23 protein-coding genes and 1 pseudogene are annotated in these 22,224 nt (G+C 70.8%); 7 read left to right on the forward strand and 17 right to left on the reverse strand.

What is annotated here, in order from left to right; genetic code table 11:
• Positions 1-21 precede the first annotated feature (21 nt).
• Entirely contained in the window at positions 22-732 is a 711-nt protein-coding gene (locus tag AB0B61_RS45880) for a sulfotransferase family protein (RefSeq protein WP_358446678.1), read from the forward strand.
• A gap of 78 nt (positions 733-810) precedes the next feature.
• Positions 811-1,401 (forward strand): TetR family transcriptional regulator, encoded by a 591-nt coding sequence (locus AB0B61_RS45885; RefSeq protein ID WP_358446681.1) that lies wholly within the window; start codon positions 811-813, stop codon positions 1,399-1,401.
• Here AB0B61_RS45885 and AB0B61_RS45890 read toward each other — a convergent pair.
• Positions 1,370-1,978 carry a hypothetical protein gene (locus AB0B61_RS45890; protein WP_358446683.1) on the reverse strand — a complete coding sequence of 203 codons (609 nt, stop codon included), beginning with the start codon at positions 1,976-1,978 and terminating at the stop codon, positions 1,370-1,372. The two genes, AB0B61_RS45885 and AB0B61_RS45890, sit on opposite strands and share 32 nt — an antisense overlap.
• A gap of 88 nt (positions 1,979-2,066) precedes the next feature.
• Positions 2,067-2,891, reverse strand: coding sequence for an NAD(P)H-binding protein (locus AB0B61_RS45895; RefSeq protein ID WP_358446686.1), 825 nt, complete (start codon positions 2,889-2,891; stop codon positions 2,067-2,069).
• A gap of 85 nt (positions 2,892-2,976) precedes the next feature.
• On the opposite strand from AB0B61_RS45895, the gene AB0B61_RS45900 reads away from it, so the two are divergent.
• Positions 2,977-3,927 (forward strand): Lrp/AsnC family transcriptional regulator, encoded by a 951-nt coding sequence (locus AB0B61_RS45900; protein ID WP_358446689.1) that lies wholly within the window; start codon positions 2,977-2,979, stop codon positions 3,925-3,927.
• A 4-nt stretch (positions 3,928-3,931) separates the two neighbouring features.
• Here the strand turns inward: AB0B61_RS45900 and AB0B61_RS45905 are convergent, their stop codons facing one another.
• On the reverse strand, positions 3,932-5,287 hold the full coding sequence (locus AB0B61_RS45905) for a dipeptidase (RefSeq protein ID WP_358446692.1): 1,356 nt from the start codon (positions 5,285-5,287) through the stop codon (positions 3,932-3,934).
• 231 nt (positions 5,288-5,518) lie between these two features.
• On the opposite strand from AB0B61_RS45905, the gene AB0B61_RS45910 reads away from it, so the two are divergent.
• The gene (locus AB0B61_RS45910) at positions 5,519-6,901 is read left to right on the forward strand and encodes an aspartate aminotransferase family protein (protein WP_358446694.1); all 1,383 of its coding nucleotides are present in this window, start codon (positions 5,519-5,521) and stop codon (positions 6,899-6,901) included.
• A gap of 44 nt (positions 6,902-6,945) precedes the next feature.
• Complete coding sequence (ald, locus tag AB0B61_RS45915) at positions 6,946-8,061, forward strand: alanine dehydrogenase (protein WP_358446696.1); 1,116 nt, start codon at positions 6,946-6,948, stop codon at positions 8,059-8,061.
• A 27-nt stretch (positions 8,062-8,088) separates the two neighbouring features.
• Here the strand turns inward: ald and AB0B61_RS45920 are convergent, their stop codons facing one another.
• The 7 genes and pseudogenes from AB0B61_RS45920 to AB0B61_RS45950 form a co-directional block, all read right to left on the reverse strand.
• A complete protein-coding gene (locus tag AB0B61_RS45920) occupies positions 8,089-9,477 on the reverse strand; it encodes a tetratricopeptide repeat protein (RefSeq protein ID WP_358446699.1) in 1,389 nt (462 codons plus the stop codon).
• A 52-nt stretch (positions 9,478-9,529) separates the two neighbouring features.
• Positions 9,530-10,504 (reverse strand): sulfite exporter TauE/SafE family protein, encoded by a 975-nt coding sequence (locus AB0B61_RS45925; protein ID WP_358446702.1) that lies wholly within the window; start codon positions 10,502-10,504, stop codon positions 9,530-9,532.
• Between the two features lie 2 nt (positions 10,505-10,506).
• Positions 10,507-10,707, reverse strand: coding sequence for a hypothetical protein (locus AB0B61_RS45930; protein WP_358180002.1), 201 nt, complete (start codon positions 10,705-10,707; stop codon positions 10,507-10,509).
• A gap of 147 nt (positions 10,708-10,854) precedes the next feature.
• Entirely contained in the window at positions 10,855-11,094 is a 240-nt protein-coding gene (locus AB0B61_RS45935; RefSeq protein ID WP_358446705.1) for an SHOCT domain-containing protein, read from the reverse strand.
• A gap of 153 nt (positions 11,095-11,247) precedes the next feature.
• Positions 11,248-11,475 (reverse strand): annotated as a pseudogene (locus AB0B61_RS45940) (SAM-dependent methyltransferase); the annotation flags it as partial.
• 188 nt (positions 11,476-11,663) lie between these two features.
• Complete coding sequence (locus AB0B61_RS45945) at positions 11,664-12,122, reverse strand: Clp protease N-terminal domain-containing protein (protein ID WP_358446708.1); 459 nt, start codon at positions 12,120-12,122, stop codon at positions 11,664-11,666.
• A 36-nt stretch (positions 12,123-12,158) separates the two neighbouring features.
• Positions 12,159-12,356 carry a hypothetical protein gene (locus tag AB0B61_RS45950; RefSeq protein ID WP_358180081.1) on the reverse strand — a complete coding sequence of 66 codons (198 nt, stop codon included), beginning with the start codon at positions 12,354-12,356 and terminating at the stop codon, positions 12,159-12,161.
• A gap of 57 nt (positions 12,357-12,413) precedes the next feature.
• Here AB0B61_RS45950 and AB0B61_RS45955 point away from each other — a divergent pair, with 57 nt between their 5' ends.
• Positions 12,414-13,862 carry an FAD-dependent monooxygenase gene (locus AB0B61_RS45955; RefSeq protein WP_358446710.1) on the forward strand — a complete coding sequence of 483 codons (1,449 nt, stop codon included), beginning with the start codon at positions 12,414-12,416 and terminating at the stop codon, positions 13,860-13,862.
• A gap of 46 nt (positions 13,863-13,908) precedes the next feature.
• Here AB0B61_RS45955 and AB0B61_RS45960 read toward each other — a convergent pair whose 3' ends face one another.
• Positions 13,909-14,529, reverse strand: a complete 621-nt coding sequence (locus tag AB0B61_RS45960) for an NAD(P)-binding domain-containing protein (RefSeq protein WP_358446713.1) — start codon at positions 14,527-14,529, stop codon at positions 13,909-13,911.
• Positions 14,530-14,647: 118 nt separating this feature from the next.
• Between AB0B61_RS45960 and AB0B61_RS45965 the strand changes: the two genes are divergently transcribed.
• A complete protein-coding gene (locus AB0B61_RS45965) occupies positions 14,648-15,049 on the forward strand; it encodes a helix-turn-helix domain-containing protein (RefSeq protein WP_358446715.1) in 402 nt (133 codons plus the stop codon).
• 98 nt (positions 15,050-15,147) lie between these two features.
• Here the strand turns inward: AB0B61_RS45965 and AB0B61_RS45970 are convergent, their stop codons facing one another.
• The 6 genes from AB0B61_RS45970 to AB0B61_RS45995 all read right to left on the reverse strand — a co-directional run bounded on the left by AB0B61_RS45970 (position 15,148) and on the right by AB0B61_RS45995 (position 22,031).
• On the reverse strand, positions 15,148-16,302 hold the full coding sequence (locus AB0B61_RS45970; protein WP_358446718.1) for an alpha/beta hydrolase: 1,155 nt from the start codon (positions 16,300-16,302) through the stop codon (positions 15,148-15,150).
• A 12-nt stretch (positions 16,303-16,314) separates the two neighbouring features.
• A complete protein-coding gene (locus AB0B61_RS45975) occupies positions 16,315-17,733 on the reverse strand; it encodes a S41 family peptidase (RefSeq protein ID WP_358446720.1) in 1,419 nt (472 codons plus the stop codon).
• Positions 17,730-18,779, reverse strand: a complete 1,050-nt coding sequence (locus AB0B61_RS45980) for an ABC transporter permease (protein ID WP_358446723.1) — start codon at positions 18,777-18,779, stop codon at positions 17,730-17,732. Before AB0B61_RS45980 ends, AB0B61_RS45975 begins: the two co-directional genes overlap by 4 nt.
• Positions 18,776-19,663 (reverse strand): ABC transporter ATP-binding protein, encoded by an 888-nt coding sequence (locus AB0B61_RS45985; protein WP_358446725.1) that lies wholly within the window; start codon positions 19,661-19,663, stop codon positions 18,776-18,778. The genes AB0B61_RS45980 and AB0B61_RS45985 overlap by 4 nt, the downstream gene beginning before the upstream one ends.
• Positions 19,660-20,064 carry a GntR family transcriptional regulator gene (locus AB0B61_RS45990; RefSeq protein WP_358446728.1) on the reverse strand — a complete coding sequence of 135 codons (405 nt, stop codon included), beginning with the start codon at positions 20,062-20,064 and terminating at the stop codon, positions 19,660-19,662. The genes AB0B61_RS45985 and AB0B61_RS45990 overlap by 4 nt, the downstream gene beginning before the upstream one ends.
• A 596-nt stretch (positions 20,065-20,660) precedes the next feature.
• Complete coding sequence (locus AB0B61_RS45995; protein WP_358446731.1) at positions 20,661-22,031, reverse strand: LuxR C-terminal-related transcriptional regulator; 1,371 nt, start codon at positions 22,029-22,031, stop codon at positions 20,661-20,663.
• Between the last annotated feature and the right edge of the window lie 193 nt (positions 22,032-22,224).

The raw sequence follows: 22,224 nt of genomic DNA on the forward strand, positions 1-22,224 counted from the left end.
CTGGAAACGGGAGGCACGGCAATGCTGAAAGTGATCGGCGCGGGGTTCCCGCGTACCGGAACCAGCTCGATGAAGGCCGCGCTGGAGCGGCTCGGGTTCGGCCCCTGCTACCACATGTTCGAGATCCTGACCAAGCCCGAGCACGCCGACCGGTGGGTGTCCGTCGTCTCCGGCGAGCCAGTGGACTGGGACCAGGTGTTCGACGGCTACCAGTCGGCCCAGGACTGGCCGGCCAGCGGTTTCTGGCGCGAGCAGGCGGCGGCCTACCCCGAGGCCAAGGTCATCCTGACCGTCCGCGACCCCGCTCGCTGGTACATCAGCATGCAGAACCTCCTCTCCAACGGCCCCGGCCGGACCATGTCCATGGACCCGTCGACCCTGCCCCCGGCCGCGGCGAAGATCTTCGAGGGGATGCAGAAGATGCAGCCGGTGCTGAGCGCGATCGGGGAGGACACCTTCGGCCAGGGCTGGAACCCCGCGGACGGCCTGCCCGACGAGAAGGTCGCCATCGAGGCGTTCGAGCGCCACCGGGCCACCGTCGAGGCGAGCCTGCCCGCGAGCCGGCTCCTGGTGTTCGACGTGCGCGAGGGGTGGGAGCCGTTGTGCGAGTTCCTGGACGTCGAGGTGCCCGATGAGCCGTTCCCGCATCTCAACGACTCCGAGTCGCTGCAGCGCAGGATGGCAGAGCTGATGGCGGGGCAGTTCCCTTCGTCCATCGAGGAGGTCCACTAGGTCCGCGCAGCCTCTTGCCCGGCCTCTGATGGTGCCTGACCCCGTACCATCGGAGGCCATAGCAGGAGGTGGTGGCCCATGTCGACCGATGAGATCGCCGGCCAGGCGTGGGAGAACGAGAGCAAGGGCCAGCGCACTCGCCGCCGGATCCTGGAGGCCGCCCGCCGCACCTTCGGCGAGGTCGGCTACGAACGCGCCACCATCCGCGCGATCGCGGCCGAGGCGGACGTCGACAAGTCCTCGGTCATCCAATACTTCGGCACCAAGCAGCAGCTGTTCCGCGAGTCCCTCGACTTCTGCCTCGACGTCGACTCCCTGACGGCCGACGACCCGGGCCGCTCCGCCGAGAACTACCTGCGCGCCATGCTCGAGCGCTGGGCCGCCGCCCCCGACAACCCGATGGCCATACTCCTGCGCACCAGCATGACCAGCCAGGAAGCCGCCCAGCTGCTCCGCGAGCACGTGACCGCGGAGGCGATCGACCGGATCGCGGCCGGGGTCCACGGTCCCGACGCGCGCCTGCGGGCGGCGCTGGCGGGCGCGATGATGTTCGGCATCACCGTCCACCGCCACCTGGTGCGCATGCCCGACCTGGCCGAGGCCGACCTCGACGACGTCCTCCGCCTGGCCGTGCCGCTCATCCGCACGCTGCTCGACGCCGACAGCTGAGCTCGGAGCCTACCCAGGGCTGATCGTCGGCCAGCAGATCGGGCCGGTGGTGGCGGACCCGATCGCCCATCGGACCCTGTTCCCACAGCGGGTCGACCGCGCCAAGAGGAATGCTCAGTTTCTGTAATCCGGTCGCCGGATCGACCGGCATCCGATCCAGGTGGCCCAACAACCAGCCAGGGGCGCTGGGAGAAACCTCATATTCGCCCCAGCCGACCACGCCGATGCATTTCCTTGTTCCGGTCCGGACATAAATCCGGTCTGCCTCGGCGATAGTACGCGGACTCGGCACCCGGCTTTCCACGACGTCGACGCACTCGATGTGCCGCCATGCCAGGCGTACGCGTGATCCATACGGGTCCTCCATCTCCACACCTTGAGCGGAGAAACGTACGACCGTGTCAGCGGCCATCTGCCGATGCCTGGCCAGCCGTACGCCAATGGCGAGCATCGCCATTCCCGCAGCCGTCAACCCCCATTCGACATGCGGACCCGGGAGCGCCATGCATACCGGGACCAACAGGATGAGCGGGCCGAGTAAGCGGGCAGCGGTCGCGAGTGAGAATTCGCGCACCATGCGAAACTCCTCCATAAATCAAAACTGACGTCCGGTGACATAGGTGTCAATCCGGCGCGCCCGCCCACCGCTCACCCTGCCAGCCCCATCACATGAAGTCGGCCGCGTGGTCCATGGCCCATTGGCGCAGAGATCGTGCCGGAACCCCGGTGACGTCATGGACGGTGGCGGTCAGCACCGGGGGCGGCCCGGCCAGCATGGCGGCGTAGCCGTCGAGCAGCACGTCGACGAAGGAGTCGGGGAAGCTCTCGTCGGCCAGCAGCCGCTCTCGGGCCTGCTCACGGGTGAGCTCCCGCCAGCGCAGCGGCCGGCCCAGCGCCTCGCCGATGACGCGGACCTGCTCGGCCTGGGTGAGCACCTCCGGGCCGGTCAGGGAGTAGGTGGCGCCGTCGTGTCCCGGCTCGGTGAGGGCGCGGACCGCGACGGCCGCCATGTCGGCCTCATGGATCAGGGACATCGGCAGCGCGCCGTAAGCCCCCTCGACGATGTCGCCGGCCCGGATCTGGTCGGCCCACCACAACGTGTTCACCGCGAAGGTGCTCGGCCGGAGCACGATGGACTCGATTCCGCAGCCGTGGACGAGCTTCTCCTGCTCCTCGAAGCTCAGGTCGGGAACGCCGCCCGTACCCAGGAAGACCACGCGGCGGGCCCGACGGGCGACCACGTCGAGCACGGCGGGCAGTTGTTCGCCGGTGTGCAGCGGCCAGAGCAGGAACACCGCGTCGATGCCGTCCAGGCAGGCCGCGATGGTGTCCGGTGCGGACAGATCGCCGCGCATCACCTCGACCTCGGCGGGGAAGCGGGCGGTGCGTGGATCGCGGGTGACCGCCCGTACGGCGTGGCCGGTCTCGCGCAGCTGGGCGATGATCTGGCCACCGACGTTTCCGGTGGCGGCGAGGACGAGGATGTTCATGCGGCGAGCGTCGCGCACGACCGTCAACGCGTCCCAGCCAGGCGGCTAGGATCGCCGGAAACCGTCACCGCACAGGAATGTCTGGATGGATACCGTCGACAGGGGTCTGGTTCACGCGCTGCAGATCGACGGCCGGGCCGCGTTCAGGGCGATCGCCGACGTGCTCGGGGTCTCGGAGAACACCGTGGCCCGCCGCTACCGGCGACTGCGCGGCCAGGGCGTGCTGCGGGTGGCGGGCCTGGTCAACGGCGCACGGCTGGGCCACACCCAGTGGACCATCCGGCTGCGCTGCGCCCCGGACGCGGCCATGCCGGTCGCCAAGGCACTGGCGGCCCGTGACGACACGTCCTTCGTGTACCTGCTGTCCGGCGGCACCGAGATCTCCTGCACCGTACGGACGCGCGGCACCCGCGACCAGGACGCCCTGTTGCTCGACAAACTGCCGCGCACCAGCCGGGTCGTCTCGGTCTCCGCGCACCTGCTGCTGCGTAATTTCGTGCTGCCGGACGGCTGGCAGGGGCTGGCCTGCCTGTCACCCGAACAGGCCGACCGGCTGCGCCCGCCGCCGGTCGAAGCCGGAGACGGCCCGATCGACCTCGACGAGGGCGACAAGGCGCTGCTGCGGGCGGTCAATCTGGACGGCCGCGCGCCCTACGCCGAGCTGGCCGCCGCCACCGGCTGGTCGGAGACCACGGTGAAACGCCGCCTGTACGCGCTGCGCGGCCAGGGAATCCTGAGCTACCAGCTCGACGTACCGCCGTCGGCGCTCGGATTCGGCACCGAGGCCCGGCTGTGGATCGCCGCCCCGCCGGCCAAGGCGGTCGAGGTCGGTGCGGAGCTGGCGCGGCATCCCGAGATCGCCTTCGCCGCCCTCACCACCGGGCCCACCAATCTGGTCGCGGCCCTGAACTGCCGCGACCCGCTGGACCTAGGCCGTTACCTCACCGAACGGCTCGCCGCCCTGGAGGCGGTCACCACCATGGAGACCGCCCCCATCATCCGCACGGTCAAGCGCGGCGGCCGACTTCTGCTGTAGCGAATCAGACGCCGAGCGCGGAGGGCAGGCTGAGCTCGCGCAGGAACAGCGCCTCGGCGGTGGCGGTGCGGCGCAGCTCCTCCAGGTCCACCCGCTCGTTGGGCGCGTGGATGGCCGCCTCCTCGTCCTCGGCCCCGAACAGCAGGATCTCCGCCGCCGGGAACTGCTTCAGCAGCGTGTTCACCAGCGGAATCGACCCGCCAGCCCCCACATCGCGCGGCGGCCGCCCGAAGGCGCGCTCCATCGCCCGGTTGAGCGCCGTGCGGGCCTTGCCGCCCGAGTCCGCCTGGAAGCCCGACCCCACGGTGTAGTCGCCGAACGCGACCTGCGCGCCCCACGGCGTGACCTGCCGCAGGAACTCGACCACCGCGTTCACGGTCGTCTTGGGGTCGCCGGAAGGGGGGATGCGGACCGTGACGCGGGCGCGGGCCGCGGGCTGGACCGCGTTGATGGCGCCCGACACCGTGGGCGCGTCGATGCCCGTCACGGTGATGGCGTACGACGCCCACAGGCGGTCCGCCAAGGAGCCGGAGCCGACCAGCGACACGCCGTCCAGCACACCGGCGGTCTTGCGGAACTCCTCCTCCGAGGGTCCCTGGCCGAGGAAGGAGCCGCGGGGCAGGCCCGGCACCCGGATGTCGCCGTTGTCGTCGTGCAGCGAGGTCAGCATGCGCATGAGCGCCGAGAGCGCGTCGGGGGCGGCGCCGCCGAACTGGCCGCTGTGCACCGGCTCGCGCAGGGTGCGGACCTCGATGGTGAACGCGGCCATGCCGCGCAGCGAGGTGGTGACCGCGGGGTCACCGACGCGCGGGTTGCCGCAGTCGGCCACCACGATGGCGTCGGCCCGCAGCAGGTCGGGGTTGCGCTCGACGAACGCCTCCAGGCGCTCCCCGGCGTACTCCTCCTGGCCCTCGATGAGGACCTTCACCCCGACGGGGAACTGCCCCTGGAACGCGCGCAGGGCGGTGACGTGCGAGATGATGCCCGACTTGTCGTCCGCCGTGCCCCTGCCGTACAGCTGGCCGTCGATCAGGGTCGGCTCGAACGGCGGAGTGCGCCAGGCGGCCGGGTCACCGGCGGGCTGCACGTCATAGTGCGCGTAGAGCAGCACCGTGGGCGCGCCGGGCGGCGCGGCCACCTCGCCGTACACCGCGGGGAAGCTGCCCTCGACCGCGACCCGCTGCACGTGCGTCAGCCCCGTGCTGCGCAGGAGCTCCTCGGTCATGGCGGCGGCGGCGAGCACGGGCTCCTCGGGATGCCCGGGGAAGGCCACCGACGGGATGGCGGCGAGCCGCTTGAGGTCCTCGACGGACTGCGGCATCGCGGCCGCGACGGCGCTCTCGATCTGGTCAGGAGTCACGGACGGTCCCCCGGGTCGTTCTTCGATAGTTAACGTCTCATTGGATCACAAAGGCTTCACAACGCGTGAAACGGGCATGACCCGCGCGCTAATCTACCTGCGGATTTCGCAGCTGTTACATACCGTTCCTGCGGATCTCGGTTTTCTTGCACACTGCTGCGACGCTTTCGCTTGGCAAACCCGAGGTGAACATGCAGACTGTGGGGAGATCAGACACGAGGGAAGATAATCATGACGCAGCCGGAAAACGAGATTCTCAAGGCCGCGCAGGATCACCTGTGGTTGCACTTCACGAGGCACAGCGCCTACCAGCAGGCGGAGATCCCGACCATCGTTCGCGGTGAGGGCTCCTACATCTACGACATCCACGGCAAGCGCTACCTGGACGGCCTGGCGGGACTCTTCGTGGTCCAAGCCGGTCACGGCCGGAGCGAGCTGGCCGAGGCGGCCGCCAAGCAGGCACAGGAACTCGCCTTCTTCCCGCTGTGGTCTTACGCGCACCCGAAGGCGGCCGAGCTGGCGCAGCGGCTCGCGAGCCTGGCCCCCGGCGACCTCAACAGGGTCTTCTTCACCACCGGCGGCGGCGAGGCGGTCGAGTCGGCCTGGAAGCTGGCCAAGCAGTACTACAAGCTGATCGGCAAGCCGCTCAAGCACAAGGTCATCAGCCGCCAGATCGCCTACCACGGCACCCCGCAGGGCGCCCTGTCGATCACCGGCATCCCGGCGTTCAAGCAGATGTTCGAGCCGCTCGTGCCCGGCTCGGTGCGGGTGCCGAACACGAACTACTACCGCGCCGACGAGATCAGCGGCGTCAAGGGGATGAGCCCGGAGGAGTACGGCATCTGGGCCGCCGACCGCGTCGCCCGCGCGATCGAGATGGAGGGCCCCGACACGGTGGCCGCCGTCTTCGCCGAGCCGGTGCAGAACGCCGGCGGCTGCTTCCCGCCGCCGGCCGGCTACTGGCAGCGGCTGCGCGAGATCTGCGACGAGTACGACGTGCTGCTCGTCTCCGACGAGGTCATCTGCGCCTTCGGCCGGCTCGGCACGATGTTCGGCGGCCAGAAGTTCGACTACGTGCCCGACATCATCACCTGCGCCAAGGGCCTGACCAGCGGCTACTCGCCCATCGGGGCCATGATCGTGCATGACCGGCTGTTCGAGCCGTTCAAGGGCGGCGACCAGATGTTCGCCCACGGCTACACCTTCGGCGGGCACCCGGTCTCCGCGGCCGTGGCGCTGGCCAACCTCGACATCTTCGAGCGCGAGGACCTGCTCGGCCACGTCACCAAGAACGAGCCGCTCTTCCAGGCCACCCTCGACGGGCTCAAGGACCTGCCGATCGTCGGCGACGTCCGGGGCTCCGGCTACTTCTGGGGCATCGAGCTGGTCAAGGACAAGACCACCAAGCAGACGTTCACCGACGAGGAGTCGGAGCGGCTGCTGCGCGGTTTCCTGTCGAAGGCGCTGTTCGAGGCCGGGCTCTACTGCCGCGCCGACGACCGTGGCGACCCCGTCATCCAGCTCGCGCCGCCGCTGATCGCGGGGCCGAAGGAGTTCGACGAGATCGGGTCGATCCTCCGCAACGTGCTCACGGAAGCGTGGGCTCGCCTCTAACACTGTTCAAGGACCACGCTGTTCAAGGAAAGAAAGGATCCGCCATGAAGATCGGCGTGCCTGCCGAGGTCAAGAACCACGAATACCGAGTCGCCGCAACCCCGGCAGGCGTGCACGAGCTGGTCCGTCACGGCCACGACGTCACCGTCCAGCGAGGCGCGGGCCTGGGCTCGCACATTCCGGACGAGGAATACCTGGCGGCGGGCGCGAAGATCGTCGAAAGCGCCGACGCCGTGTGGGGCGAGGCGGAGATGGTGCTCAAGGTCAAGGAGCCGATCGCCGAGGAGTACCACCGGCTGCGCGAGGGCCTGGTGCTGTTCACCTACCTGCACCTGGCCGCCTCCAGGCCGTGCACCGACGCGCTGCTCGGCGCGAAGACGACCGGCATCGCGTACGAGACCGTGCAGGTCGGCAACACCCTGCCGCTGCTCGCCCCGATGTCGGAGGTCGCGGGCCGCCTGGCTCCGCAGGTGGGGGCGTACAACCTGATGCGCTTCAACGGCGGACGCGGCGTGCTGCCGGGCGGGGTGCCCGGGGTGGCCCCGGCCAAGGTGGTCGTGATCGGCGGCGGCGTCTCCGGGCTGAACGCGGCCCAGATCGCCGTCGGCATGGGCGCCGAGGTCACCGTGCTCGACACGAACGTCGACCGCCTGCGCTTCATCGACGCCATCTACCAGGGCCGGCTCAAGACGCTGGTCTCCACGTCGTACGCGATCGAGCGGGAGGTGCTGAACGCCGACCTGGTCATCGGCGCGGTCCTGATCCCTGGCGCCAAGGCCCCGACGCTGGTCTCGAACGACCTGGTCTCGCGCATGAAGAAGGGCTCGGTGCTCGTCGACATCGCCATCGACCAGGGCGGCTGCTTCGAGGACTCTCGCCCGACCACGCACGCCGAGCCGACCTACACCGTGCACGGGTCGATCTTCTACTGCGTGGCGAACATGCCGGGCTCGGTGGCCAACACCTCCACCTACGCCCTGACCAACGCGACGCTCCCGTACGCCGTCAAGCTCGCCGACCTGGGCTGGCGGGACGCGCTCAAGGCGGACGCGGGCCTGGCGGGCGGGCTCAACACCTACGACGGGCTGCTCACCAACGGCCCGGTCGCGCAGGCGCTCGAACTCCCGGTCACGCCGGTGACCGAGGTCCTCGCCGCCTGACCTCATCACTGGAGAACAGCGGCTTGGCTATCTGACGCCGAGCCGCTGTCGCAGATCTCGGGCCGTGGCGAGGACGTGGTCGATCTCGCCGGGGCTGGGCCAGGGCGCGCTGCCCGGACGCAGCAGCGTGCCGCGCACCGACGCCAGGTGCTCGATCGCACTGGAGTGCAGGCCGCTGCGCCGGGCCAGCCAGCCCAGCACGTCCGCGTGGTCGTGCAGCGGTCTGGTCGCCAGGTCCCAGGTGCCGAGGATCTCGGCCAGCTCGCGTACGGCCAGCGAGACACCACCCCGGCGGCCCGTGGCGGAGGCCGCCAGCTCGGCCCGCGCGGCCAGTTCGGGCTCGGCCGGCCGGTCCCACGACGGGGGCGGGGGGTCGGTCAGCCAGCGCGCGGCCTCGTCCGTCTCCCCGGCCGCCGACAGCAGCCCGGCCAGCTCGATGGCCGCCTGATGATGTCCGGCCAGCGCGGCCTGCCGGAACCAGTGCCGGCCGCCCGCCAGGTCGCTGAACTCGGCGATGAGCAGCAGCCCGAAGTGGAAGGCGGACTCGGCGTCGCCGCTGGCCGCCGCCCGGCCGAACCAGTGGCTGGCCCCGGCGGAGTCGCCCAGCTCGACGCAGACGAACCCGGCCATCCGCTGGTCCGCCAGCCGGCCCGCGCCGGCCGCCCGCTCGTACCAGGCGCGGGCCGTACGCAGATCTCCGTGGGCCAGCGCGCTGCCGCCGAGCTGCGAAGCGGCGCCCGGATGGTCGCTCTTGGCGGCCAGCCGGAAGTAGGCGCCGGCGCCCTCGGGGTCACGGCTGGCCTGTAGGAGCAGGCCGAGGCAGTAGGCCGACTCGGCGTGGCCGCTGCGCGCGGCGCACTCCCACCAGTGCAGGGTCTCCTCGTCCTCGCCCGCCGCGTACGCCAGGAAGCCCAGGTCGTGCGCGGAGGCCGCGTCGCCGTCGGCCGCCGCTCGGCGGTGCCACTCGCGCGCGGCCGCGACCTCGCCCGCGTCCTCGCAGATCAGCGCCAGTCGCCGGGCGGCCGTCCGGGAGCCCTCGCGCGCCGCGATCTCGAACCAGCGCCGGGCGGCCGGGACGTCTCCGCGCTGCTCCAGCAGCAGCGTGGCCAGGTTGACCGCGGCCTCGACGTCGCCGGTGGCGGCGGCCAGTTTGTACCAGGAGACGGACTCCTCCAGGCTGCCGTGCTTCTCGTGCCAGACGCCCAGGTTGTAGGCACTGTCGATGTTGCCGCCGGCCGCCGCCCGTTCCCACCACTCCTTGGCCGCCGAGCGGTCGCCCCGCTGGGCGCAGAGCCGACCGAGCCGGTGCGCCGCCTGCGGGTCGCCGGCCCGAGCGGCCATCAGCAGCTCCGGCTCGTCTCCCACCCGTGGCGCCGGAATCGCCGGTGCCGCCACCTCCCCTTGCCACCACGCCATGGCCACAGGGTGCCAGGTAATCGCGCGAATGCGAACAGTAATCGCCGAGGGACTAGGAGAAGTTGATGTAGCCGCTGTACATTCCCATCCCGCATACGTAGCGAAGCGACCCGGGACGCTGCGGCGGCAGGTGAACCGTCGCGGGAAGGGCGACGTCCCGCCCGGCGATCGTGACCGTGCTCGTGCAGCCCTGGTCTGCCAGCTTGAAGACGATCTCGACGGGGACTCCGGCGCGGGCGGTCACGATCTCCGGCCGGTAGCCGTCGCGGGTCGCCCAGACGGTGACCGTACGGGCACCCTGTCCGGCGCTGGCCCCGCCCGACGCGTCGCCCGCCGAACCTCTCGAACCCGCCAAGCCGGTCAGACCCGCCGAACCTGCCAGGCCCGCCGAACCTGCTGGAGCCGTGAGCCAGCCGCCCAGGCTGATTCCCGAGCCGACCGTCCACAGGCCGGCCGCGAGCGCCGCCACCCCGGCCAGCCGGGCGAGCCTGGTCCGGGAGACGCGCCGCAGGATCCAGCCGAGCAGCGCGAAGGCGGGTGCGGTGCCGAGCACGAACCCGGTCATCACCGCCGCGCCGCCCAGCGCCGAGCCACTGGAGACCGCGACCATCTCCATGCCGAGGGTCACCCCGCAGGGGATGAGGATGGTGGCCGCGCCCAGCAGCGGCGCGCTCCGGGGCGCCCGCTTGGGGGCCTCGCAGCCGGGTTGCCGCCGGCGGAGCAGCCTGATCGCGTACGTGATGACCGCGACGCCCGCCGCCACGAGCAGCAACGCCCGCGCCTGCGGAGGCAGGCTGACAGCCGAACCCGCCAGACCGAGCAGCGCCCCGGCGCTCGCGTAGGAGGCCAGCCGGCCCGCCAGGAACCATCCCACGAGCACGGGATCGCGCGACGGCCCCCGTTCGTCGCCATCGCAGCCGCCCGAGGTGAGGCCCACGAGCAGCCCGCCCTGCACCGCGGTGCACGATGCTGTCCCCGCCACCAGCCCGGCGGCGAACCCGCTGGCCAGCAGGGCGACGGCCTGCACGCTCAGCCGCGGAGCGCCAGGTCGTCCAGCGCTCCGCTCTTGGCCGCCTCGACGATCGAGCCGAACTGGTCGAGGCTCATCTCCACCCGCTGCCCGAAGTCGTCGGTGATCAGCACCTGACGCTCTTCCGGCGCCGAACGGTCGACGAACAGCTCGGGGCAGCCACAGTTGCATTGGCCGCAGAATCGGGCGATTGACTGCATAAGGGCCCCCACTTCTCGACAGTCCCTAGAGGCAACTTAACGTCGCGAACCGGATGCGGCCAGTAACAGTTCTTTTACTCGTGTGGTGGTTTGGCGTGCGCCGTGGCTCTCGAGCGCCGATGGGGTCGGCTCTTGAGTTCTTGGGGGTCAGCTCTTGAGCACTGACATCCGCTCGAAGTACTCGTCGTCGGTCATCTCGCCGCGCGCGTACCGCTCGGCGAGGATCCGCTCCGCCGACGCGGTCGCTCCGGCCTCGGTACGCTGCCAGCGACCCTTCTGCCAGGTCCGAGCGGCCAGGGCGACGACGGCCACCCAGAACAGGCCCCAGAGAACCGGGATGATCGGCCAGAATCCAGCGCCCCAGCCCCAATGCATCATGGTGTTCATACATCCAGGGTCGCCACCGGGCGCGCCCGGCGCATCGGACCGTGGGCGCGTCGTGCGCTCCACCCAGGGGAGTGTCCGGCCTCTTTCGTCGTACGCCCGCAGGCGTAGTCGGCTGGCCTCGTCGATGCCCAGCCGCTGCGGCCAGGCGACGCGTCAGGCTCTGGCCTCGATCAGAAAACGGGTGGAATGGGCGATGAACGGCCCGTCTTCCTGGATGCGATCGTGCAGCTCGCGCAGCTCTTTCCGGTAGCGGTCGACCGAGAAGTCCGGCACGGTCCAGATCACCTTGCGCAGAAAGTAGATCACCGCGCCGATGTCCCGGAACTCCATCCGCAACGACTCGACCCGCAGATCGACCACCGTGAGCCCGGCCTGCTCGGCTCGTCGTCGGCCACCACCGCGGCGCCACGGGCGCGCAGCCGCTTGGCGGCCAGGGCGTCGTTCGAGCCTGCCAGGGGGCTGAGACGCGATCAACCAGATTTCAGCCGGTCAGCCGGTCACCAGTCGGTCGGTTACCGGTCGGTCGGTCCGTTTGCCGTTCGGCCGGTTACCGGTCGGTCGGTTGTTAGTTAGGCGGCCAGGCGGGCGCGGACCTCGGCGCGGTCGATGCCGAGCTGGTCGATCAGCTCGGCCACCGGATCGGGCCGTCCCTGTGCGAGCAGGGCCAGCAGCAGCTGGGCCGGTGCGGCGGTGTTCCTGACCTTGCGGGTGGTCGTCTTGATCGTCTGGTTGATCGCCGCCCGCGCGCTGGACGTCAACGCGGTGCCCGGCACGGCCGGATGCTTGCGCGGCCGGGCCCGTGGCACCTCGCCGACGTCGATCCCGAGCGCACGCAGCGACGCCCGGTCGCGCTCTTCGAGTGCTGCCCGCGCCCGTTCCAGATCCACACCGAGCGCTCGGGCGGGGGCCAGATCCGGCTGGCGCAGCAGTCCGAGCAGCAGATGCTCGGTCCCCAGCCGCCGGTCGCCGCGCTGCCTGGCCTCCTCCAGCGCCGCGGTCACGACCACCGCGAACGGGCTCTTCTCCATGCCGAACATGCCACCCCTCACTTCCCGTACGTCGCATTACTTTCCGTACTTCGCGTGTACCGACTGTCGCGACATGCCGAGCGCGTCGCCGATCTGCTCCCACGTCCACCCCTGCTCCCTGGCCACGGCCACGGATACGGCCTCGACCTGCTCGGCCAGCCGGTGCAGGGCGCCGACCGCGCGCAGTCCCATGGCGGGGTCGTTCGACTTGATGCGTTCGGAGAGTTCTCCCATGTCCACGTCGTCAGGCTAGATTGACAGAGCGAAGCTTGTCAATCTAGCCTGACAGGCATGGAAGAAGTAGTGATCATCGGAGCGGGCCCCGCCGGGCTCATGCTGGCGTGCGAGCTGCGCCTGGCCGGCGTCCGTACAACCGTGCTGGAGAAGAGAGCCGAGCCCGGCGACCTCCCCAAGGCCAACGGCCTGGGCGGGCAGATCATCCAGCTGCTCGACCATCGGGGCCTGCTCGAACGGTTCAGCGCGGGCAGCCCGTTCGCCGGGCCCGCGCCCGGTTTTCCGTTCGGCTCGGTGCCCCTGAGATTCGCCGAGCTGGGCGGCGACTCCCCGTTACAGCTGCTGATGATCCAGCAGCCCCGCCTGGAGCGGCTGCTGCGCGAGCGCGCGGCCGAGCTCGGCGCCGAGATCAGCTGGGACCACCGGCTGAGGACGCTCACCCAGGACGACGAAGGTGTGACGCTGGAGGGTGACGATTTCCGGCTCCGGGCCCGCTACGTCGTCGGCTGCGACGGCGGCCACAGCCTGGTACGCGAACAGGCGGGCATCGGCTTCCCCGGCACGACGGACGACGAGGTGCTGCTGTTCGGTCACTTCGCGGCGCCGCAGGCGGGGGGCATCTTCGACATAGCGCAGGTCAATGGCCTGCGGCAGGGCTGGAACCATACTCCGAACGGCCGCCTGCTGCTCACCTCGCTCCAGCCCGGCGTCCACATCGTCGGCGTACGCGAGAAGGGGGCGGCGCCCGCGACGGCCGTCACGCCGGCGGAGTTCGAGGCCGCGGTGCGCCGGGTCAGCGGCGTCGACCTGCCGCTCGGCGAGCCCATCTGGCTGTCGAGCACCGTCGCGCAGGCCCGCGTCGCCGACCGTTACCGGGAGGGCCGAGTGTTCCTGGCGGGTGACGCCGCCCACCTGTTCCCCGCGGGCGGCTCGGCGCTGAACGTCGGCCTGATGGACACCGCCAACCTCGCCTGGAAGCTGGCCGCCCACCTGCGCGGCCACGCCCCGCCCGGCCTGCTCGACACGTACGAGTCGGAACGCCGCCCGGTGGCCGTCCACACCCTGCGCCACACCCGCGCCCAGGCGACCCTGGAACGCCTCACCGGCGAGGACGGCACGGCCCTGCGCGACCTCCTCGCGGAGCTGTTCACCTTCGACCAGCCCTTGCGCCGCCTCGGCGAACTGCTCCAGGGCTCCGACATCCGGTACGGCACCGCCCCCCACCCCCTGACCGGCCGATTCGCCCCCGACCTGGCACTGGCCACCACGGAAGGGCCGACCCGCGTGGCGGAGCTCATGCGCCCGGCCGGCTGGGTACTGCTCAACCTGGGCCCTTCGGAGCTGGGCGACCTGGTCAGCGACGACCGCCTCCACGTCGTCACCGCGCACTGCGCGGACCCGCCCGCCGACGCCCTGCTGATCCGCCCCGACGGCTACGTGGCCTGGGCGGGCACGGACGGCCTGCCCGAGGCGGTGACCACCTGGCTCACCCCTCGATCGGCGTAGCAGGCGTCAACAGGCGTGCGTCTGCGTCAACAGGCGTCAACGGGCGTCAGCGGGCGATGGCCATGCCGAAGGGCACCGGCCCGAGCGCGCGGACGAGGTCGCCGACCATCAGCATGAACGCCTCCGGCACCCGCGCCGTCTCCACCCCACCGAGATCGATGATCCACTCAGCCGCCCACCCCAGGTCGGCCAGCAGCCCACCGACTGCCTTCTTGGCATCGGCGTCGTTCCCGGACAGAAACGCGGTGGGCGGATGGGCCGGCCGATCCGGTTGAGCCATGATCGACTCGTGCAGGGTGTTGAGCGTCTTCACCACCCGTACCTCCGGCAAGGCCCGCTGAATCTCCTCAGCGAGGCTGCCACCCGGATACAGCAGCCCCGCCGCGAAGCCACGTGAGTCGGATTCGGTGGCGTTGGCCACGTCGACCAGCACCTTGCCCGCCAGTTCGGCCGCGAGGCCGGTGAGCACCTCCACCGACACGGGGCCGGGCATGGCGTTGATCACCACCTCCGCCGAACCCGCCGCCTCACGCAGGCCGACGACGGGAACGGAAGCGTCCTCGCGCGGGGCACGAGAGCCCACGATGAGCTCGTGCCCCGCCTCGCGCAGCCTGCCGGTGAGGGCTCGGGCCACAGCACCCGAGCCGAGGATGGCGATCGTCGTCATGGTCTGTCTTCGCTCCTTGATCAGGCAGGTTGGGCCCTGCTCACGAGCGAAGTTAGGCGGTGCTACGGTCGAACGGCAGTACGCACTTCAAAGTGGCCAGCGCACGTGAAGGGGTGCCATGACGACCCGTACCGCCGCCCAGCGGCGCACCGAGGGCCGGCTCTCCTACCAGGCGCGCTTCACCGCTTGCCCGGCCAACCGGTTGATCGAGCGCCTCGGTGACAAGTGGGTGGCCGTCCTGCTCAACGAGCTGGCCGACGGCCCGCGCCGCTACGGCGACCTGGCTCGCGCGATCGCCGGCGCCAGCCAGAAGATGCTCACGGAGACACTGCGCAACCTCGAACGCGACGGCCTGATCTCGCGTACGGTCACTCCGGCGGTGCCGGTCCGCGTCGACTACGCGCTCACCGACCTGGGCCGGAGCCTCCTGCCCGTCATGGCGGTCATGAAGCAGTGGGCCGAGCAGAACATCGACCGGATCGACAGCGCCCGCGAGGCGTACGACGCCCGCGACCGCTGAAACCCGTCCCGGAGCATGACCGCCCGCAGCCGGTTCGGCCGCTACGCCACCGACGTGCCGCTGCTGCGCCCCGATGGCTTCGGCGAACGTGCCCGGCCTCAGGATTGACCGCAGGTCGCTGGGCAGAATTTGACCTCGGGGTAGCGCGATGACGGCTTGTCCAGGAGGGGCTGCCGCTTGGACTTCAGGTGCTGGTCGAGGAAGGCGGCCACGTACGTGCGGGTGAGCTCGGCGGCGCGCGCCGCGGGCGGAACGCCGTAGGCGGGCTTGATGCCGAGGGCGCCCGCCAGCAGCGATGCGTCGGTGAAGGTCGAGTGTTCCGCGCCGGTCACCACGAGCCAGCGCTTCCACCCGGTCAGCAGCTTCCAGTCGCGGTCCCAGGAGGTGTCGCGGCCGCCGGGGACGTGCTGCGCCGAGCCCAGGAACATGAACGGCCGGGTGAACCCGTTCGTGGGGATTCGGGCGTAGGTGGTGCCGTCCATGTCGATTCCGGCCCGCACGCGGGGATCCTTCACCATGGTCGCCATGGCGCTGGCTCCGCCGATCGACTGGCCGACCATGGCGATTCTGGAGCGGTCGATCCGGTCGGAACCGTTCCATTTCGAGGACAGCTGGTCGAGTACGAAGGAGACGTCGGCCGCCCGGCCCTGGACCACTCCCGTGCCGAAGCCCGGGTCGGTGTCGCTGTCGCAGGCGAGGCATTCGGCGACCCGCCCGTCGGCCAGGGTCGTGGCGTAGCTCTCGTAGGTGTGGTCGATGCCGGCCACGACGTACCCTCGGCTGGCCAGGTCCTCGGCCAGCGACGTGAGCGTGCTCATCGGATTGGTGAAGCCGGGGGACAGCACCACCAGCGGAAGCTTTTCCCCTGCGGGTTTCGCGTCTTTGATGGCGTTCGTGCGGGTCTTGTGCAGCGTGTCGTCCGGGACGCCCGCGGTCCCGTAGCGTCTCATGGCGAGCTCCGATTCCTTCGGCGTCATGTACGGCGCACGCTCCCCGTCCCGCTGCTTGGCCGGATACCACAGGGTGACCTTGAGCTCCCTGGCGTTGACGTCGAGGTTCCACGGATCGGGGCGGGAGGTGTCCTTCAGGTACAGGGCGGTGGTGCCGACCGGGTGGGCGCCGGTGGGGGCGGGCAGGGTGGCGGGGCCGGTCGGTGTGGCCGAGGGGACGGCGGAGCGAGGTGGCGCGGGTGCCGTGCAGCCGGACGCGGCCAGGACGGTCAGTGCTGCGGCGACTGCCAAAGGGTGTCTCATCGCGAGGTCCGTTCAGGTGTGCAGCAAGGTCAGGGCCTTGGCCAGGGCGGGGTCACGCCCGGCGGCCGCGTCCTCGGGGCTCAGGGGCACGTAGTGGTCGGGCGGCACGCCGATCCGGTCGATCACCTCGCGATCGGGCCCCAGGTGGTGCCTGGTGGGGAAACCCAGCAGGGTGTTGTTGCCGAGCAGGTGTGACTGAGCCGGCCCGGAGATGACCCCGGCGGTTCTGGTGCCGACCAGCCGGCCAAGGCGATGGTCCTTGACCGCGGAGCTGAAGTGCTCACACGCCGAGGCGCAGCCGCGGTCGGTGAGCACCATCAGCGGCAGGTTGACCAGCTCGACGGTGTCGTCGGTCCGCGAGGTCTCGCACTTGCCGTCCACGGTGCACTGGTAGGCGGTGACCTTGCCGTGGCCGAACGCGCTCAGCAGCCGGGTCGCCTCCACGGGGCTGCCGCCGCCGTTGCCGCGTAGGTCCAGCACGACACCGGTGAGGGTGCGGCCGGTGCGCAGCCTGGAGATCGCTTTGAGGACCCTGTTCGCGGAGTCGGGGGCGAAGCCGCGCATACGTACGTAGGCGATGCTGCCGTCCAGCAGTTTGGACTGCACCACTTGCAGGGCGGCCAGGTCCCGTTGGTAGAGGCCGGGCTTGAGCGTCAGGCTCCAGCGGCGGCCGGTGCTCTGGCGCAGGAGCCGCAGCCGGACCGGGCGCGCTTCGGGGTATTGCGGGTAGAGGGCGGCGATCGCGGAGGTGGGCCTGCCGTCGAAGAAGGGCGTCGAGCCGTTGATCGATTCGATGATGTCGCCCGGGCGCAGTCCGGCGGCCTGCGCCGCGCCACCCTGCACGGTGGTGACGAACAGCGGGGGGAGGGCGGCGCCGGGCTCGCCCTCCACCTGAGAGCGTTCGACGTTCGCTTGCAAACCCAGGCCGTAGCCGTCGCCGTCGTAGTAGTCGGGCGGCCGCTTGGCGTCATGTGTCCAGCGGGCGTGGTTGTCGCCGAGGGCGGCCACGATGGCCTCGAGGGTGACGATCGCCAGCTTGTTACGGAGGTCGGGGACCTGGCCGGTGATCTTGCGGTATGCGGTCTCGAAGGCGGTCCAGTCGGCTTTGCGGTCGCCGGTCAGCGCGGGCATGGTGGCCTCGGGCAGGTCGCGGCCGTTGCGGTTGAGCTCTTGGGTCAGTGCGACGAATCCGGCGGACAGCAGCGCGCGGGCGTCGAGGGTGGGGCCGCTGTAGTAGTTGCCGAGGATGCAGAAGTAGGCCTGCTCGATGACGTCGATCGTGGTGGCCGTCTCCGCCCCGGGGGGTCCCTGGGGCGTCCTGCAGACCGTACTGGCTGCCGTGCTCGCCTGGCTGCGCGGTGGTGCCGGTGCGGTGCAGGCCGCGGCCAGCAGGAGGGCGAGCCCGGCGGTCGCGATCTTGATAGCGGTCACGACAGGCGCCTGCGGATCCACCAGAAGGAGAGCCAGGTGAGGCCGAGGGTGAGCAGGGCGTAGATCCCGGTCTCGATCCACTGGAAGGGCCAGAAGCGGTCGAGGGGCTGGTAGGTCGCCTTCTGCCGGTAGCCGAGCCGGTTGATCTCCGCCGGGCACACGCCCATCGTCGATGACGACGGTGCGCAGGGTCCCGACGTCGTCGAGATCTGGACGATCCCGACTCCGGGCTCGGGGCCGGCAGCCGGACGTCCGGACGGATCGACGAGACCGCTGGACAGGACCCAGGCGCCCGCCTGGCCGGGAATGGCCGCATTCAGGCGAATCTCCACACGTCCGCCTTGATCCCGGTTTATGCCGATGCCGTTCACGTTCGTCTCGCTGAGCTCGAAGGTCCCCGTGACCGGGGGCATCAGGTGGGGCCGGACCAGCAGCGGCATAGCGAGCTGGATCGCGGCGAAGACGGCCAGCGTGAGGGCCATGGCGGGCAGTGTGCGGCGCACCAGCATGCCCACGGTCACGCCCAGGACGAAGGCGAACGCCGCGTACCCCATCGGGGCGATGCCGCGCGCGCCGAACACCAGCGGAGCCATCAAGGCCAAGTCGCCCGGGGCCGACTTGTCCAGGGGATCGGACCACCAGGTCACCGCGAGGCCGCACAGGCCGGCGGCGGCCATGGCGACCAGGCCGGTGAGCCCGAGCTTGACCGCCAGCCAGCGGCCGCGGGTGATGCTCTGGTTCCACACCAGCAGGTGCGTGCCGGTCTCCAGCTCGCGGGTGATCAACGGTGCTCCCCAGAAGAGCCCGACGACAGCGGGCAGGAGCAGCACGACGAGGCTGACGGCCATGAAGGGCATGTCGTACTCGCCGAAGAACCGGTCGTAGAAGCGGCCGCAGGTGTCGTCCTGAGTGCAAGCGGCGATACCGGTGGAGTAGTCGGCGGCCAGGTTCGGGCCGGTCAGGGCCAGGACGACGGCGAGGATGACGAGCAGGGCGGCCAACATCGCGGCCGAGCCGCGCAGCTGGCGCCAGGTCAGCCAGATCATCGCTGCACCTCCAGGGCGACTCGGTTCTCGGTGGTGCGCTTCTCCATGTAGGCGAGGACGAGGTCCTCCAGGCTGAGCTGGGTGACCGTCCAGGCGGGGTCGTGGATCGGGGCGTCGGTACGGATGATGAACGTGCTCTGCCGGTCGGTGTGGCTGGCGGAGATCACGTGCTGGTCGGCGGGTAGCCGGTCGGGGTCGCGGCGCGGGCCGGTGAGCCGGTGATGGGTGGCCAGCAACTCGTCGACCTCCCCGGCGACCTGGACGCGGGAGTCGACGAGCACGATCAGGAAGTCGCAGACCCGTTCCAGGTCGGAGACCAGGTGGGAGGAGAGCAGCACGCTGAACTCGTGCTCGACGGTGGCCTCCATCAGGCTCTGCAGGAACTCGCGGCGGGCCAGCGGGTCGAGCGAGGCGACCGGCTCGTCCAGGATCAGCAGCTCAGGTCGCTTGGCCAGGCCCAGGGTGAGGGCGAGCTGAGCGCGCTGCCCGCCGGACAGCTTGCTCGCCCGATGGCGGGGATCGAGACCGAGTCGCGCGATACGCTCGCGCGCCATGGTGGCCTCCCAGCGAGGGTTGAGCCGTGCCCCTAACCGCAGGTGATCGGCGACGGTCAGTCCCGCGTAGACGGGGGTCTCCTGGGCGACGAAGCCGACCCTGGCCAGCTGCGCGGGCGTGGCCGCGGGCCGGCCGCCGAGCACGGTGATGTCTCCCGCCGTCGGCTCCAGCTGACCGCCGGCCAGCTTCAGCAGCGTGGTCTTACCGGCCCCGTTGGGCCCCACCAGCCCGACGACGTGGCCCGCCGGGATGTCGATGGTGCACTCGCGCAGCGCCCAGCGCTTGCCGTATTTCTTGCCCAGTCCTTGGGCCTGCAGGACGGCGTTCACGCTATGTCCTCCTGAGCGGTGGTCCGAAAGGTGGTCATGAAGAGGGCCTCGATGCTCTCCTCGTCGAGGCCGGCCCGGCGGGCCTTGGCCAGCCAGCGCCGCAGGTCCAGCCGCAGCGGGCCGTGCGCGGCCAGGGAGGTGTCGGTGAGCGTCGCCGTCACGAACGTCCCCACCCCTGGCCGGGCGGCGATCAGGCCCTCGTGCTCGAGTTCCCGGTAGGCCTTCAGGACGGTGTTGGCGTTGATCGCCAGATGCGCCACCACTTCCTTGACGGTCGGTAGTTGGTCGCCCTCGCGCAGCAGCCCGAGCCGTAGCGCATGCCGTACCTGCTGGACCAGCTGCAGGTACGGCGAAACACCCGATCTGCCGTCCAGATGGAACTCGATCACTGGCTTCTCCATTTATCTAGCCTGCTAGTACTTTATGCTCCTACATGTTAAAGGATCATAAGGATCGCGAATGCCGTCACACATGTCGGGGCGGCGAGGGGCGCGACCGGGTGGTGCTGCGGGTGAGGGGTTGAAGGCCCTGACGGAATCAGGACGGGGCCTGCACATCGTGAAGACGCTCTCAGGCGCCTGGGGCACACACCTGAGCGGTGAACGCCGTGTGGTCTGGGCCGACTTGCCGTACCCCGCTGCCTGGCCATCTCTGGCCCGCGATCACTAACCACAAGCCCGTGACCAGCCGAGCGCCGTTTGACGGCCTCCCCCTGTGGCTGGTCACGCGCCCGCATGGTCCTGCCGCTGCGAGGCCGAGACAAAGGAGACAGGCTCGTCCATCAGCACGGCTCTACGGCGTCTGTCCGGGTTTGGAGTTCTCCTGCGAGGTTGCTTCGGGGCCTGACGGCGGTGGGCGGAGCTGGCCGTCTCGCGCCCGCCTGTCGGGGGCGCGCAGCACCGCGTACGCCGTGCGTTGACCGCCTGATGCCTGGTGACCGGGAGACCCGTCGCCAGGCATCAGCCCAGGTCGCGGTTCCGCAGCCGGTTTGGGTCGTTCAGCTCAGGTCGAGGTGGGCGAGTTCGGTGCGGGTGGTGACGCCGAGCTTGGGGAAGGCGCGGTACAGGTGGTGGCTGACGGTCTTCGGGCTGAGGAAGAGCTGGGCGGCGATCTCCCGGTTGGTGATCCCCGTGGCGGCGAGGCGTACCACCTGCTGCTCCTGGGGTGAGAGCAGAGCGGCCAGGTCAGGGCCGCCCTGGGCCACGTTCTCGCCCGCCGCGCGCAACTCGGCGCGGGCCCGCTCAGCCCAGGGTCGGGCGCCGACGCGCTCGAAGGTCTCCAGTGCCGCGCGCAGGCGGGCCCGGGACTCGTGTCTGCGGCGGTTGCGGCGCAGCCACTCGCCGTGGAGCAGGTCGGTACGGGCCCGCTCGTAGGGCCGGTTCGCCTCGGCGTGCGAGCGCGCGGCCTGCTCCCAGTGCTGTTCCGCCTCGTGGTCGTCGTGGGCGAGGAGAGCGCGGCAGCGGTGCAGCACGGCCTCCGCCCACGGATGGCCGGCGGCCGCGGCCCAGGCGGCGAAGCGGGCGAGCGGTTGCTCCGCGCGGGCGGGCAGGCCCAGTCGCACGGCGGCCTCGATCTGGTCGGGAGCGAAGTAGATCGGCATGATCTGGTGCCGGAGCGGCCCGCGGGCGGCGGCGTCGAAGCGTTCCAGCGCCGCCTCGAAGCGGCCCTGGCCGAGGTCCAGCAGGCCGAGCGCCCATTCGGCCCAGCCGACGATGGTCGCCACCGGATGGGCGGCGACGTGCGCGATCGTCCGCTCGGCGAGCTCGCGGCATTCCTGTTCGTGGCCCTGGACGGCGCTCGCCATGGCCATGACGCTCTCGAAGTGCGCGACGCGGTGCGTGTGGCCGATGTCGACGGCGAGCCGACGGCCCTCCGTCGCGGTCGTGACGGCGTCGCGGAAGCGCCCGAGGTACATCTGGTGGATCGCCAGCACGGCCTGAGCGAGCGGCAGCAGCCCGATCAGGCCGACGGACCGGCATTCCTCGATCGCCGACTGGGCGATAGCCTCCCCGTTGTCGAAGTCCCCCGAGATCCCGGCCAGCGAGCAGAGGCTGATCCTCAGGGCCGTCATGCCGGCGGGGATCGCCACGGCCACGGCGATGAGCTCGCGGAACGGCGGTAGCGCCCGGTCCAGGTCGCCGGCCAGGAAGTCGGCCATGGCGCGGGCCGCCCTGACGAAGCCGTCCAGCCCGTCCTCCGGCGACAACGGCAGCTCGGCGAGCCGCGCCGCGGACTCGGCGACGGCCGCCGGATCGCTGAGGTACCACGCGTTGCGCACGGCGTCGAGCAGGATCAGCGCCGCGGCCTTGCGATCCAGGACGGAGATGGAGGCGGCGCCGTCGAGCAGGATCCGATGGGCGTCGTGCACGGCTCCCCGGTCGAAGGCGATCCGGCCGCGCAGCCCCGCCAGCCGCGCGACGGTCAGCGGGTCGTCGTCGAGCCGCCGCGCCTGGTCGGCCAGGCCCTATGGACTCGGTCTTCAAAGCACTTGCCAACCCCACCCGACGACTCCTGCTCGACCGACTGCGCGAGCACAACGGCCAGACGCTGAGCGAGCTGTG

The organism is Nonomuraea sp. NPDC049158, from assembly GCF_040648335.1.
Lineage (GTDB): Bacteria > Actinomycetota > Actinomycetes > Streptosporangiales > Streptosporangiaceae > Nonomuraea.